Below are 13,615 nucleotides of genomic sequence, written 5' to 3'. Positions count from 1 at the left end.
GGGTCTTTTTATTCTTTGTCCACTTTTACCTTCAGTTCGTTGGCGAACCAGTTGACCCTCTGCGGGAACGGTATCTCTATTCCCTCCCTGTCGAGGGCCTCCTTTATCCTCTGGAGCAGGTGGTACTTCGAGCGAAGGAGGTTCTCCCCTATCCACAGCGAGCTGGGTGTCCACGCCCATATCTTTATGACCACGGAGCTGTCCTCCAGCCTGTCAACGTAGACCCTTGGGGCAGGTATCGCAAGGACGTAGGGTTCTTCCTCAAGAACGCGTTCGATGACCTTGATAGCCCTTTCCGCGTCGGCGCTGTAGGCTATGCCTATCTCCAGCGTCGTCCTTCTCGCGGGGTACTTCTGGAGGTTGACTATCTCGCTGTTGAAGAGCTTGTCGTTGGGTATCCTTAACAGGGTTCCGTCCCACTGCCTTATCCTCGTGGACATTATCCTGATGTCCTCTACTACTCCCTCCACAACCGTTCCGGACGTGTCCTTGAGCCTGACCGCATCGCCAATCTGGAGGGGCTTGTCGAAGTACATGAAGACGCCGGATACGAAGTTGGAAACGACGGTCTGGGCGGAGAAACCGAGGATTATACCAGTTATGCCTGCGGCAGCCATGAGGGTTCCGAGCTCGCCGCTTATCCCCGCTATGTTGAGGGCGAGGAAGAAGGCGAGGATGATGACCGTGTAGTAGAAGAGCTTCGCCTTAACCTGAACCTCGGGAAGTTTGCTCTGGGGAGTTCTCGTGATCATGTAGTCCTTTGACTTTTTCGCAAGGAGGTAGGCGAAGTAGAAGACGAGTATTGCCGTAAGCATGTTGCTGAGGGGCATTCCCCATATCTCGTACGAGAGGACACCGAGGGCATCGAGGGACTGTATTATCGCGACAAAGATTATGAGATTGGATATCGCCGCCGCGGTGTCCTCGTTGATTATCCAGACGTGGGTGGTTTTCCTTGAGGCCTTTATTATCTGTCTCTTGGCTATCTTCGCTATGAACACTCCCAGGACAAGTATCAGGACGGCCTTTATGATGGCGTTTACTGGAATTTCGAGGGGAACCCCCGGCTCCACTGGAAGGGTGATCGTTGAGTTAATCAAGGAGCTGAACATCCCGTCACCACCTCATGACGAAGTTCGGAAGGGGGAGGGGCTCTTTGGTGGGCTTCAGACCCTCCTTTGGGGGATCTCCAGTGTTGTTGATTTCCGGCACTCCGGTCTTGAATTCCACGATTATCAGGGGGTAGTAGGCCCTCTCCTCGGAGTAGTACATCACTGTGTCCTTAAGGTATATGACCAGATGGTCGAGCTCCCACCATCTTTTCGAGCCGTTGTTTATGTGAACCTTAACCACTCCCGTCTCATTCGGTTCGGAGATGTATAGCCTGGATCTCCAGTACCTCGCTATCGCCCCGACCTCAGGGGTGCCGTAGAGGGCGTACTTTTCCCTGCTCAGGTTGAAGTGGTCTATTGTCACATCACCGAGCCGAACGTCCACTTCCACCGGGGCGCTGAGGAAGAACTCCATTTTTTCACCCGGAGGTACAACCACGCTCTCTCCAAAGTCAATCATGAGAAGCTTGACACCGTAACCGGTGGCGGGAGCCGGGAGTATCTCAAGTTTATTGCCCGCTCCCTTGAACATTACCTCAACATCGTCTCTCCTGTATTTGAACACGTCGCCCTTCTCCTCGACGATGTGTACCTTTTTCTCGCCGATCTTGATGAACTGGGTCTTCAGCTCGTGCTCACCGAACATGGATAAAAATAATGTAAGAAAAGATTTAAAGTTTGCCTGCTAGCTGGTCTCTTCGAGTTTCATGTCGATAAGCTTCGCGTGGACGTAGATGCCAATGCCGCCAGGCATCGCGAGGGAAGCCGTGACCTCCACGGGGAACGGCAGTTCCGGAGCGACTATCGTGCCTCCGTTGGCCTGTATTCCAGAGTTTTGCGCTATTCCGTTCCAGGTTATTGTGTACGTCTCGAACTCCATCCCGGCGATGGTTACTGGCCCTCCCGGTTCGACCGTGTAGCCCTGGCCGCCCGTGAGGGAATTTACCTCAACCACGTCCCCGTATATGCCACCGTAGAAGCCCGTGGGGTAGCTCCATATCATGTTGTACTGCTGGAAGTCCTCGCTTATCATGCCACAGTCCATGTCGCCTTCGATGTTGCCCGAATCGTCTATCGAGTAGTGACAGTTCGGCCCGGTTATCTCGACCTTTACCCACTCGGGCCCATTGACCATGTCGTAGACGGCCGGTATCCAGAGTATCCCCGAAGTGTACTCGTCCAGGGAGTCCGGCTCAACGTAGACCACATAGTTGTAGCTCTCTCCGCCTATGTTGAGGAAGGCATAGAGGGCGTAAACGTCCTCCCCGTTCAGGGTGGTCTCGTAGTAGCCCTTCTTGACCTCCATGCGGACATGGGAACCGCCGGAGACGCGGTAATCGGCTTCAAAGGTCACCTCCTTCACGACGTACTCCTCACCGTTTATGGTTATGGGCTCACTTGCATCCCAGGCGAGCTTCCAGTTGTCCGAGCCCTCACCCGGCGCTTCCGTTGAGGTTTCCGTCTGGGTTTCCGTTGATGTTCCGGTCTCTCCCGGGGAAGTTGGGCTCTCTATCTCAACGTCTATGCCCTCGAACTCCCTCGATAGCCTCAGGTCTTCAATCTTCAGCTTCGAGTAGTAGCTTTCACCGCCCATCTGGCTGAATGTCCCCTCCGTCTCCACAGGTATCGGCAACGCGGGGGCTATCCTCGCCTTTCCCTGCCCCCTGACGTTTCCAAAGGCCCAGCTCCACTCGACATCGCTCACCTTGAAGCTCTTTCCGTCAAAGGTCACCGTTCCGTCAGGCTCAACCTTGTAGCTATATCCCATGCCCATGAACGAGAAGCTGTACTCGTCGGGTTTTGAGAGGTCGTGGTCCTCCAGTCCCGTCCAGACCGCCGAGCTCACCATTGCCATCCAGCCCTGGATCGTTGCGCCCGATATGCCACCCATCACGGTTCCGAAGTCTCCTTCGGTGTATGGAAGCTCCGAATACTCCCCTACCGCCGCTGGGTTGCTCCAGTAGAAATAGTTACCGCCGTAGGAGGCCTCGATAACCGCTGTTGTCCCGGACATCATGGCCCCAAAGTCGGGGAAGGGCGTGAGGAAATAGGTGTCGCTGTCCCTGGTTCTCTCCTTGATGAGTATGAGGTACTCGAGCGGGCCGCTCATGTCGGGGTCGTTCAGGGGGGTTATCTTTCCGTAGTAGGCAAAGAGGGTGTACTCGCCAAGGTCCTTCTTCCCGTTGTCGTCGGAGTAGATGTGGGCCTTCACGTAGCCCCTCTGCTTTATCACCTCGTAGGAGCGCTCCCCCTCGGAGCTCTTGACCGTGAAGGTGTACTTTATGTAGGTGATGTAGTAGCTCTGACCGCCAACTTGGACCGGGTTGTAGGCGTCCCAGGGGTTTGCCCAGGTGGCGTACTCCGTGGTGTCGGTTGACATCCCATCCGTTTCGGTAGTGCGGTGCTCGTCTTGGGTAGATGTGAGAGATGGGGCCTCCCCCTCACTTCCACCCAAACATCCGCTGATGCTTAAAAAAAGCAGGATAAAAACAAAAATAGCAAGGGCACTTTTTGACCTGGGTTCCATAATATCAGCTCCGGTCTTTCTATGTTAAACAAACTATTTAAACATTGGGACGTTTTGGTAGAATTGTAAAATAAAAACAAAATCTCAGGGCAGGTTTTCCTCCAGCTTCAGATCCTCCAGCTTCAGGTAGCTGTAAATCACCGTAGTCCTACCGGTGACTTGATCCTTGTAGGAGTAGTACCCTTCGCTCTCAACCAGGAGTGGCAGGTCCGGTGAGAATTTACCTTCTCCCTGAAGCTTGACACCTTCCACCGTACCTTCATAGCTCCACTCGAAATTGACCAGCTTGAAGGTGAAGCCAGAGTATCTCACTATGCCATCTGGACTAGTGCTCCATTTCCAGGTGTGTCCCATCCCATCGCTCCAGACTCCCGACTGGGGTACCAAGACGTTCATACTGCTCCATTCATGCCAGAACCCGAGGTGTATAAGGGCGACCCACCCCATGTAGAGGTATCCAAGATCTTCGTTCACGGCATCTGGCAGTTCCGTGTCCCCTTCAAAGCATGGGAAGAGACCGTTCTGGAAGGGGGCTGGATTCATAATCCAGAAGCTCTTTCCTTTGTACTCAAACTCCATGCCAACAAAAACATTGTCTCCGGCTCCAGTAGGGGAGGCATACGAAAGCCAAAGCACGTCCCATGGGTAGATAAACGCATTACTTACGTTCGAGAGATACCATACGGTTATGGTGAGCTTGTTTTCGAGACCGGCGGCATTGATGGGTGTTACCACGGTCTTATAGGCGTACACTTCATGCTCCCCAAGGTCCTTTTTGTTTCCCATAAGATCCATGCCGCATACGCTGACGGTGCTTCTTTCGATGCTTTTTTCTACAATGTATTCGTAAGTGGGGGAGTTCTGATCCGGCTGTATCTTGTAGCGGTACTTATAGTAGGTTATCCAGTATGTTTCGTCTCCAATGGTTAAGGGTGCGTACTCCCAGGGGTTTTCCCAGTAGTCTTCCTCGGATGGTGGCTGGGTTTCAGTAGGGGATTCAGTTTCGGTGGTTGATGGGCTCTCAGTCTGAGTTTCTGTTGCTGAGGGAGAACTTGTATCCTCTGATGAAGAAGGACTTGAGGGAGTGCTTGAAGGTGAGGTCCCCTCTGCGGGAGTTTCCGGCTTTGTTGGGGTTTCGCCACCTCCTCCGAGACAGCCGGCCGCGGCGACCATCCCGAGAAGCAACAACACCAGCATAGCCGTTACGGCGCGTTTCATCCACATCCCCCCAAACCCGCAAAAAACAAGGCGGGCCATAAAGACACTATGTTATGTTCTTGTCAGTTGTCATATTAAAAACTTTCTAAGACTTCAAATGAAACTGAAGTAGTTGGGTGCATTAATATGGTCATGGGATCCCATTCAGGGGAATCTCGTGAAATGGTTTTGCCTTCCGTCCCAATAGCAGGCCGGTATAGGCTGCCAGATCAAAGACGTGGGGAACCTTTGAGATTATCCCGATGTCGGCAGTTGCGACGGTTTCAAACCTCTTGAGCTCGAAATCTGGGCTTCTTACGAGTTTCACCTCAACCTCAAGCCATTTGCGACCGAATGCTTCCTCCGTCAGCTTTTTTACTTCCCCGCTCCTTGGAACCGCCGAACCGTAAAAGACCACGGCTTTTTCAATCCCAAGTTCCTGCAGGGCCTGTGCAATATTCCCGAGTAGCCGGCCGGTGCCTTCGTTGAGCCTGTACCTTCCCTGGTACTTCAAATCCCTCACGAGCCCGTCCTCGCAGAGTATGGCCCGTCCTTCGAGAAGCGACTCGAGGGTTATCAGGACGTTGAAGCCGTCTATCCCGAGAACCCTGCCCTTCATTTCCTCGGGCGATAGGAGCTTTTTCCTTACCTCCCCCACCCACCCGTCGGAGAACACGCACCTTGCTAGGAGGTAGCGCTCGCCCCTGGTCAGCCGGTAATGATTGGCCACGAAGTCAAGGGCATACCTTTTCCGGTAGCCCCTGTTGAGTAGGTACTTCAGGTCACGGCATGCCTCGGCCAGCATGGATAAAGAAACGGTGGAAGGTTAAATAACCTTCTCCATGACCTCCGTGCCGGTGTGTATCCTGAGCCTGACCTTTCCGGCCAGCAGGGAGCTTTTGACCTTCTTCGTCAGTATCTCGTCCACCTGAAAGATTCCCGCCGGGTGTTTCATCCATATCTCGATGAGTATCGGCTGCTCCTCGTTTCCTTCCCTTATCTCCACCCTCTCAATGGCAAGGGCGGAAACCGCGTGTATGTCAACCTTGTCTTTCTTGTGGACGAGTCTGCTCCTTCCGGCCTCCATGTCGCAGCCGTCCGCTATCGTGACGAGGGAACCCTCGATTGTGGTGCAGGGAACCGCCTCGTCGTGGGTGTATATAGCGTTAAGGGTGAGCGCCTTCAGTAGGAGTGGGTCGTTGCTTTCGAACTCCCTCACGAGGGCGTCTATTATCGGCTCGGCGAGGAAGACACTGAACTCGTAGTGGTTTATCCTGTGTATCATGTTGCCAACGTCGTGGAACAGCGCTCCAAAGGCCACTATGAACCTGCTCCAGCGGAAGGGCTTTCCGAGCTTTTCAGCCGTCGTCTGGATTCCGAACTTCTCGATGATGTTGAGCAGCTCAAGGGCCCTCCTGGTCGTGAGAAGGACGTGAATCGGCCCGTGGTCGTTGAAGCCATAGACGTTCAGAACGATGTAGTTGGTCGTCTCGAAGTAGTAGTGGTACTCCCTGAATGCCCTCTCGTAGAGCCCGTAGAGCTCCTCGTCGCCGAGGAGTTCTCTAATCTCGCCCAGCAGTTCTTCCTCCGTGTACATCTTTTCCACCCAAGGGCGTGGAGGGAAGGAGGTTTTAAGGGTTTTCGAAGAATTCGTGGTTAATGTTGTTGTGGTAGGCCTTTCAACTCCTTTTTCTATCCACAATGACGTGTTAACTCCAAGTGTGATGTCATATCTGCAAGCGAAATCAATAAATATGAGGGACTCGGAATACCCGTTGTGGTGAGAATGGAGGGCATAAAGGCTGTTTATAGGCACGGTGTATTGATTCCGGAGAAAAAACTTGACCTTCGGGAGGGGGAGGAGGTAGTAATAGTACTCAAAAAACCTGGAAAACTGGAGAAGTACTTTGGAATGTTCAAAAAAGAGAAAGTTGAGGAAGTTATAGAGGAGATAGAGAATGAGGGTGTTTTTTGACAGCAACGTATTTCTGAAGTTCCTTGGAGGAGACGAGAACGCCAAGTTGCTCCTTCAGCTTGCCTTGAGGGGAGATGTTGAGGGCGTGATAAGCCCCATTGTGCTCTCGGAAGTTACCTATGGTTATCTTAGGCTAACAACCGGTTTGAGCCCTTACAATCTAAAGAAAAAGCTTCTAAAGGTAGAAGTTGACCTGCTACCTGTTGGGGATTTGCTATCAGAATTTACACTTTTGAATCCTGAATACTCGGTGGGGGACTTGTTGGATGTCATCTACAGGTACAGACTTTTACCAAATGACGCCTCCATAGCATTGACGTGCAAGATTGAGGGCATTGAAAAAATCGCTACCTTTGATTCGGACTTTGAAAGGGTGGATTTCGTAGAGATAATGCGGCCTTAAGTTTTTTCTCACTCCAGAATGCCTTCGAGCTCGAGTATCTTCTTCGAGCGGAGGTAAACTACCGGAACGCCGCTCTCACGCAGGCGCTTCTTCAGCCCCCTGTCGTTGGTGCAGACCACAACGCGCTCGTTCTTCACGGCAAACTCGAAAATCTGATCGTCTATAGGCTTCTCTCCAAAGCGGCCTATCTCAAGGATCTCAAACCTTTCCGCAAGCTTTTTGGCCATTCTAATGGCCATTAGGTCTTTCCCGCGGGACTTTCTCTCTATAACCTCCAGCTCCCGGAGAACCACATTCGGGACGGCTATCCTGAATCTGACATCGAGAACCCTGTTAAGCTCGCCGATTATGTCAACGCCGAACTGCCCGGGAACCAGCAGAAAGTTCGTGTCCGGGATTACCAGCCACTCCCGTCCCTTGGACATGGGTCTCACCGAAGGTTAATGAAAAAGAGGGGAACTCACTCCCTTATGAAGCCGTAGCCTATGAGGCGCCACCTTGAGCCAACCTGCCTGCTGATGGCGACCCTGTCGCCGACCTCGGCGCAGACCGGAATCTGAAGCTTGAGTTCGACCTCGTCCTTCCCAAGGCCTGTGACGAGGCCCATCGTTCTCGCGGTGCCCACGTTGAGGAGAAGCACTTCCCTCCTCTTTATCGGCTCGACCTTGAGCTCCTCCTCGGTTCCGACAACGCGCTCAAGGAGGTGAACCTCGAGGCGGAGCTCGTCCCACACCGGCGGGAGCTTCCCGGGCTTTCCGACGACGTTTCCAGCCATCAGGTCGCCCTTGGTGAGGTACGGGTCGAGCTTGGTTCCCACCCCAACGAGACCGCCGGGGTAGGCCTCGTCCACGAACCTTCCCCCGGCCTGGAGGGACACTACCTCGGTGGTTATCGGCTCGTACTTTATCCTGCCGTGGTCCTCGTAGGGAACGCCGGGGCGAATCTCAATCTCGTCACCGACCTTGAGCTTGCCCTGGATTATCGAGCCGCCGATGACACCGCCGACGAGCTTCTCTGGCTTGGTTCCTGGCTTGTTGACGTCAAAGCTCCTGAGAACGAGCATCTTGGGCGGTTTCTTGAGGTCGTGCTTCGGAGTTGGTATGAACTCCTCTATCGCTGCAAGGAGAACGTCAACGTTGGCTCCGTGAAGCGCGGAAATCGGGATTATTGGAGCGTTCTCGGCGACGGTGCCCTTAACGAACTCCTTTATCTCGTGATACCTTTCGATGACCTTCTCCCTATCGACCAGCTCGATCTTGTTCAGGGCTATTACTATGTTCCTGTTGCCCACTATCTGGAGCGCCATGAGGTGCTCCCTGGTCTGGGGCATTACGCCCTCGTTTGCGGCTATGACGAGAACGGCTCCATCCATGAGGGAGGCACCGGCGAGCATGGTTGTCATGAGCGCCTCGTGGCCCGGAGCGTCTATGAAGGAAACGCGCCTCTCGAACTCTGTCTCGGCACCGCAGTAGGGACAAACCGGTGAACTCGAGTACCTCCCGCAGCTGGGGCACTTCCTTATCTCGGCATCGGCGAAGCCTATCTTGATTGTGATTCCTCTTCTCAGCTCCTCGCTGTGGGTGTCGGTCCAGATTCCAGTTAAAGCCTTTGTGAGCGTTGTTTTACCGTGATCAACATGACCAACCATCCCTATGTTAACCTCGGCCTGCCTAAACTCCTTCTTCTTTGCCATCTTCTCTCACCCCTAAATTTAGAGCGTCGGGCGGTTTATTAAGGTTACCTCGATGGGGAGAACTTGAGTGTAGCAGAAAAGCGATAAGTTTGGGGAAAGGAGGAAGCTCAGAAGACGAGCTTCATGTTGATCTGGACGATCTCGGGGCTGATGGTGTTGCCCCTGACGGTCTTCTTCCTCCTCTCACCCTTCTCCTTCGGCCTGAAGCCCGGCCCCTTGGAGACGAGTATCTTGACCCTCCTCGGGCCGTGGACGTCGGGCCTCATGGGGAAGCCGTCCTTGTCGGTACCACCGGTTATCTTTAGCTTGACGTTGCCCGGAATCTCCTCCCCGAATATCTCGGTGAGGTTGAGTCCGAGCTCGCTCGCGGGAATCTCCTCCCCTATGCGCTTTCCTATGAGCTTTTCGGCTCCTTCGCCGCTTATCTCAACCTGTCTGGCTATCCCGTTCTTGGGGTTGGATATAACGAGCTTAAAGGTCGCCATTTCCTCCCACCTCCGATGTCATTAGCGGGATTCATTGGGTAAACCCCTTATCCAGTGAGCGCTGTGGTTTGGCCTTTAAAAAGTTTCCCCTCAATCAAAACTTTTTTATACCTTAGCGCCCGTAGGCACTTCTTGAGGGGTGAGATAAATGGCAAAAGAGAGAACAACGCTTCCACCAACCGGTGCAGGTCTCATGAGGTTCTTCGACGAAGACACCAGGGCGATAAAGATAAGCCCAAGGGGAGTCATAGCGGTTACGCTGATTCTGGTCGCCCTTGAGATACTCCTCCACGCATTTGGAGCGCAGATCTTCGGTTAAATAAAGCTCGTCTTCTTTAATCCCCTTGCGTTTAGTTCTTCGTTGATTATCGCCCTGACGACCTCTTCGAGCTGGGTCTGGATGAGCCTGTCCACGTCGTCCTTTATCTTGTCTATGTCGTGCCTCAGCCCTTCGAGGAGTCTTATGTAGTCCTTGGCCATCTCAAGCTGCCCCTCCTGCCTTACCAGCTGTTCCTTGAGGTGTTCGAAGTCCTCCTTCATAACCTGGAGCTTCCTCAACTCACGCTGTATCTCGTCGAGCTTCTTGGTGAGTTCGTAGTTCTCCTCCTTGAGCTTCTCAATGAGCCTCTCCTTGGCTTCAAGCTCCCTCACGAGGGAGTTGTACTCCTCCGCTATCTGGTTGAGCCTCTCTATCTCCCTGAGGGGTGGGACTTTGCCGTTTCCGAGGATTATGACGTCGGGCCCAACGTTGACTATGTCGCTCGGTCTTATCTTGAGCTTCTTCTCGCTGGAGAACATGCTCTGGCCCTTTCCGAGGTTCTCAACTTCCTTCATCTTGAGGATGAAGTAGAACTGGTCACCCTCAACCTCGACGTTTATGTCGGTCACAAAACCCAGTATCTTTCCGTCCGTCAGGGAAATGACGAATTTGTTTATGAGCTGGTTGGCCTTGGTTTCGCCACCCTCTACCATAAAACACCACCGTTGGGACTTGTCCCTTCGCCTACTTAACTTTTCCGCCAAGGCTTATAAGGCGAAAAAACTTTCATCGCTTACGGTGAGACGGATGATAATATTCGTGGGACGTTCGAACGTTGGAAAGAGCACGCTCATCTTCCGCCTGACGGGCAAGTGGGTAAAGCGTGGCAAGAGACCAGGAGTCACCCGGAAGCCGGTGGAGATAAACTGGCGCGGGAAGCTTGTGGTGGACATGCCGGGCTTTGGATTCATGAGCGGCGTTCCAAAGGCAAGACAGGAGAGAATCAAGGACGAGATAGTCCATTTTATCGAGGACAACGCCGAGAAGATAGAGCTGGCCGTTCTCGTCATAGACGGAAAGGCTGCTCCTGAGATAATAGAGCGCTGGGAGAAGCGGGGGGAGATACCCATTGATGTGGAGTTCTACGGTTTCCTTCGAGAGCTGGGAATACCAACTATAGTAGCGGTCAACAAGATGGACAAGGTAAAGAACCTCCAGAAAACCATAAACTTCCTAGCGGAGAAGTTCGGTGTCCCCTATAGTGAGATACCCGAGACCTTTGTTCCCATCTCCGCCAAGTTCGGGAAGAACCTGATGGAGCTTAGAATGCTGATGGAGAAGAAGCTTAAAGAGGGCAGGAAGCGGCCCTCCGGGGAAGCGGAATCAGAGGGCCTCAAGGACGATGTGGGTAATGGTCTCCTTGACGCCGTCGAGTGAGGCTATCTCCTCGAGTATCTCGTCGAGCCTGGTTTTGTCGGCCTCAACTATGAGGTCAATGTCTCCAGTCACGCGGTATATCTTCTTTATCTTGAGCTTTTTGATGTGCTCGTAGACGTGCTTCCTCTTGGTGGGCTCTATCTTCACGAAGACGAAGACATCGCCCTTCTTCTCGCCGAGAAGGTCAAGGGCCTTGTCGGTGAGGTCTATGAAGCCCCTTCCGGTTCTTATGTAACCGAGTTCTTTGAGCACCTTGAGATGATTACTCAAGGCCTGTCTGGTTATTCCAAGCTCCTCCGCAAGCTCGTCTTGAGTTTTCTCAACTGTATGCACTTCGATGGTCTTTCCTTCCTCATAGAACTTCCTGAGCAGCCGTATCTGCCTCGGGGTAAGGGTTGACCTCCCTTCCATATCCAAAACCTCCTTTTTGCAGGATTAGCGTTTACAGCTTTATTAAACCAACCATTTTTAAGTCTTATGTCAAATTTTCCGGTTCCATAGATTATGACCACTACGGCTCTTATAAGTCTTTCCAAAAGTTAGCTTTTTAATTCCTGCCTTCATAGGAACCCATATGAACAAAGCGACCTACACGGAGGATGTCCCACCGGACAGGTTTGGGCTCCTTGAGAGGATAATGTCCCTTGGAAGACCCGCAAGGGTCATGCTGATAGGGGCCACGGACAGTGGGAAAACGACACTGCTGACTTTCCTGGCCAACAGGCTTCTCGATGAGGGCCTTAAGGTGGCAGTGGTTGACAGCGACGTCGGCCAGAAGGGTGTTCTTCCCCCAGCCACCGTGAGCCTTGCCTTCCCTGAGGGCCCCTTCGAATCTCCAGGAGAGCTCTCCGCCATGGCCCACTACTTCATTGGCACCATAACCCCCGGTCAGTACATAGGTGAGATGGCCGTCGGAGTCAAGAGACTGACAGACCTGGCTTCCAGGGAAGCCGACGTGGTTCTCATAGACACGACCGGCTTTGTAACCGGTTCGGGAATTGAAATGAAGCGCCTCAAAGCCGAGCTTGTAAGGCCCGAGCTCATGGTTTTTCTGGAGCGGAACGGTGAGCTTTCTCACTTGAGAAGGCTTCTCTCCCCGTACGGGGAGATGGTGACTCTGTCCGTTAGCGAGAAGGCGCGGGAGCATTCGAGGGGTGAGCGCAGAGAGGTGCGGAGAGAAAAGTGGAGGGCGTACTTCTCAAACGCGTCGCTGGTTGAGGTTGACCTTTCGAAGGTAGTGCCCTCCGGAACGGAGCTCTTCAGGGGCAGACCTTTGAAACAGGAGGAGAAGGATCTCCTCTCGGCGCTTTTCAGGTGGCTCGTGATAGCCGGCTGGAAGGGAGAGCGGTACGCCGTTGTCAAGGCCGATGCGGACTCGGGTCCCAGGCAGTACAGCCGCTCGGTAATCCATGCCATCGATTTTGAGATGCTGAGCAATCTCCTGGTGGGGTTCATCGACGAGAACGGGCTCTGTCTTGGAGTGGGTATACTGAAATGGATAAACTTTGGTGGGATGAAAGCACAGGTCCTGACGCCGCTTTCGTCCAATGAACTCGACAGAGCGGTTGAACTCCGCTTTGGCCGGATAAGGGTGCTTGAGACGGGTGAGGAACTTGGTCTCCTTCGAAGGGAGGAGCTCTAGCAAAGATTTTTAAGGCAATTACCTAATCGAATTAGGTGTCCCTAATGGAACTCAAGGCGTTCGTGGAGATAACTCGGCCCCACAACTGCATTCTGGCGGGGGTTGTGGGTGTCCTGGGTTCGATAGTCGCGGTTGGGCACTTTCCGGACCTGGGTACGGCATTTCTGGTCTTTTTAGTCGTCACCCTTGGCTGTGCCGGGGGTAACACCATAAACGACTACTTTGACTACGAGATAGATAAAATCAACCGGCCCGAAAGGCCGCTTCCCAGGGGAGCAATGGACAGAAAAACCGCCCTTTACTATTCAATGCTCCTGCTCGCGATCGGCCTGGTTCTTGCGTACTTCATCAACGTCCGGGCATTCCTCCTCGCTGTTATTGCGTATGCGGCGATGCTCCTCTACGCCTGGAAGCTCAAGCCACTCCCGTTCATAGGGAACCTAGTCGTTGCGGGTCTCACGGGTGCAACACCGCTCTACGGTGCTCTCGCCGTTGAGCGCATCGGCTTAGCTGGCTATCTCGCTCTCTGTGCCTTTCTGGTAAACGTTGCCAGGGAGGTTGTGAAGGACATCGAGGACGTGGAGGGTGATGTTGCCAAGGGGGCCAGGACGCTTCCCATAATCTGGGGCAAGAAGAAGGCGGCTTACGTCGGGGCAACCTTTGCCCTTCTGACTGTGGCGGCTTCCTTTCTTCCGGTTCGGGCCGGTGTTGGCCTCGGCTACTATGCAATGGTGCCGGTTGACCTGATAATACTCTACGCCGCGTACATTATACTTAAGAACCAGGACAGGGAATCGGCACACAGGGCCCAGAAGTTGCTCAAGGTGAGCATCTTCCTGGCAGTTATGGCGTTCATAGTGGCCGCGATGGTGTGAGGGGGTGAGG

At 53.3% G+C, this 13,615-nt stretch carries 17 protein-coding genes; 6 read left to right on the top strand and 11 right to left on the bottom strand.

Going from position 1 to position 13,615, the window contains the following annotated elements:
- Window positions 1-8: 8 nt before the first annotated feature.
- From E3E37_RS09805 to E3E37_RS09780, 6 genes are all read right to left on the bottom strand, one after another.
- Window positions 9-1,112, bottom strand: coding sequence for a mechanosensitive ion channel family protein (locus E3E37_RS09805; protein ID WP_167716983.1), 1,104 nt, complete (start codon window positions 1,110-1,112; stop codon window positions 9-11).
- 4 nt (window positions 1,113-1,116) lie between these two features.
- A complete protein-coding gene (locus E3E37_RS09800; RefSeq protein ID WP_167716980.1) occupies window positions 1,117-1,758 on the bottom strand; it encodes a DUF432 domain-containing protein in 642 nt (213 codons plus the stop codon).
- Window positions 1,759-1,797: 39 nt separating this feature from the next.
- Window positions 1,798-3,492 carry a hypothetical protein gene (locus tag E3E37_RS09795; protein WP_240921971.1) on the bottom strand — a complete coding sequence of 565 codons (1,695 nt, stop codon included), beginning with the start codon at window positions 3,490-3,492 and terminating at the stop codon, window positions 1,798-1,800.
- A gap of 231 nt (window positions 3,493-3,723) precedes the next feature.
- Window positions 3,724-4,857, bottom strand: coding sequence for a hypothetical protein (locus E3E37_RS09790; protein WP_167716976.1), 1,134 nt, complete (start codon window positions 4,855-4,857; stop codon window positions 3,724-3,726).
- Between the two features lie 130 nt (window positions 4,858-4,987).
- Window positions 4,988-5,641 carry a DUF434 domain-containing protein gene (locus tag E3E37_RS09785; RefSeq protein ID WP_167716974.1) on the bottom strand — a complete coding sequence of 218 codons (654 nt, stop codon included), beginning with the start codon at window positions 5,639-5,641 and terminating at the stop codon, window positions 4,988-4,990.
- Between the two features lie 21 nt (window positions 5,642-5,662).
- Window positions 5,663-6,433, bottom strand: coding sequence for a metal-dependent phosphohydrolase (locus tag E3E37_RS09780; protein ID WP_167717201.1), 771 nt, complete (start codon window positions 6,431-6,433; stop codon window positions 5,663-5,665).
- A gap of 189 nt (window positions 6,434-6,622) precedes the next feature.
- On the opposite strand from E3E37_RS09780, the gene E3E37_RS09775 reads away from it, so the two are divergent.
- On the top strand, window positions 6,623-6,811 hold the full coding sequence (locus E3E37_RS09775) for an antitoxin family protein (protein WP_167717198.1): 189 nt from the start codon (window positions 6,623-6,625) through the stop codon (window positions 6,809-6,811).
- Window positions 6,795-7,214 (top strand): type II toxin-antitoxin system VapC family toxin, encoded by a 420-nt coding sequence (locus tag E3E37_RS09770; protein WP_167716972.1) that lies wholly within the window; start codon window positions 6,795-6,797, stop codon window positions 7,212-7,214. The genes E3E37_RS09775 and E3E37_RS09770 overlap by 17 nt, the downstream gene beginning before the upstream one ends.
- An 8-nt stretch (window positions 7,215-7,222) precedes the next feature.
- On the opposite strand, the gene E3E37_RS09765 is transcribed toward E3E37_RS09770, so the two are convergent.
- From E3E37_RS09765 to E3E37_RS09755, 3 genes are all read right to left on the bottom strand, one after another.
- Window positions 7,223-7,639, bottom strand: a complete 417-nt coding sequence (locus tag E3E37_RS09765; RefSeq protein WP_167716970.1) for a PIN domain-containing protein — start codon at window positions 7,637-7,639, stop codon at window positions 7,223-7,225.
- 35 nt (window positions 7,640-7,674) lie between these two features.
- Entirely contained in the window at window positions 7,675-8,907 is a 1,233-nt protein-coding gene (gene eif2g / locus E3E37_RS09760) for a translation initiation factor IF-2 subunit gamma (RefSeq protein WP_167716968.1), read from the bottom strand.
- A gap of 107 nt (window positions 8,908-9,014) precedes the next feature.
- Window positions 9,015-9,392: a 30S ribosomal protein S6e gene (locus E3E37_RS09755; protein ID WP_167716966.1), complete on the bottom strand. Its 378-nt coding sequence runs from the start codon at window positions 9,390-9,392 to the stop codon at window positions 9,015-9,017.
- A 148-nt stretch (window positions 9,393-9,540) separates the two neighbouring features.
- On the opposite strand from E3E37_RS09755, the gene E3E37_RS09750 reads away from it, so the two are divergent.
- The gene (locus tag E3E37_RS09750; RefSeq protein ID WP_088863968.1) at window positions 9,541-9,711 is read left to right on the top strand and encodes a preprotein translocase subunit Sec61beta; all 171 of its coding nucleotides are present in this window, start codon (window positions 9,541-9,543) and stop codon (window positions 9,709-9,711) included.
- Here E3E37_RS09750 and E3E37_RS09745 read toward each other — a convergent pair.
- Complete coding sequence (locus E3E37_RS09745; RefSeq protein ID WP_088863969.1) at window positions 9,708-10,364, bottom strand: hypothetical protein; 657 nt, start codon at window positions 10,362-10,364, stop codon at window positions 9,708-9,710. The two genes, E3E37_RS09750 and E3E37_RS09745, sit on opposite strands and share 4 nt — an antisense overlap.
- 94 nt (window positions 10,365-10,458) lie before the next feature.
- Here E3E37_RS09745 and engB point away from each other — a divergent pair, with 94 nt between their 5' ends.
- Window positions 10,459-11,088: a GTP-binding protein EngB gene (gene engB / locus E3E37_RS09740; RefSeq protein WP_088863970.1), complete on the top strand. Its 630-nt coding sequence runs from the start codon at window positions 10,459-10,461 to the stop codon at window positions 11,086-11,088.
- Here the strand turns inward: engB and E3E37_RS09735 are convergent.
- Window positions 11,035-11,499, bottom strand: a complete 465-nt coding sequence (locus E3E37_RS09735) for an Lrp/AsnC family transcriptional regulator (RefSeq protein ID WP_088863971.1) — start codon at window positions 11,497-11,499, stop codon at window positions 11,035-11,037. The genes engB and E3E37_RS09735 overlap by 54 nt on opposite strands.
- Window positions 11,500-11,662: 163 nt before the next feature.
- Here E3E37_RS09735 and E3E37_RS09730 point away from each other — a divergent pair, with 163 nt between their 5' ends.
- Window positions 11,663-12,730 (top strand): Clp1/GlmU family protein, encoded by a 1,068-nt coding sequence (locus tag E3E37_RS09730; protein ID WP_167716964.1) that lies wholly within the window; start codon window positions 11,663-11,665, stop codon window positions 12,728-12,730.
- A 44-nt stretch (window positions 12,731-12,774) separates the two neighbouring features.
- A complete protein-coding gene (locus E3E37_RS09725; RefSeq protein WP_167717195.1) occupies window positions 12,775-13,605 on the top strand; it encodes a geranylgeranylglycerol-phosphate geranylgeranyltransferase in 831 nt (276 codons plus the stop codon).
- The last annotated feature ends 10 nt before the right edge of the window (window positions 13,606-13,615 follow it).

The sequence above is a fragment of the Thermococcus sp. ES12 genome (assembly GCF_012027515.1).
Lineage (GTDB): Archaea > Methanobacteriota_B > Thermococci > Thermococcales > Thermococcaceae > Thermococcus > Thermococcus barossii.
The sequence above is the reverse complement of the archived record's forward strand: the minus strand, read 5'-3'. Positions and strand labels throughout refer to the sequence as shown.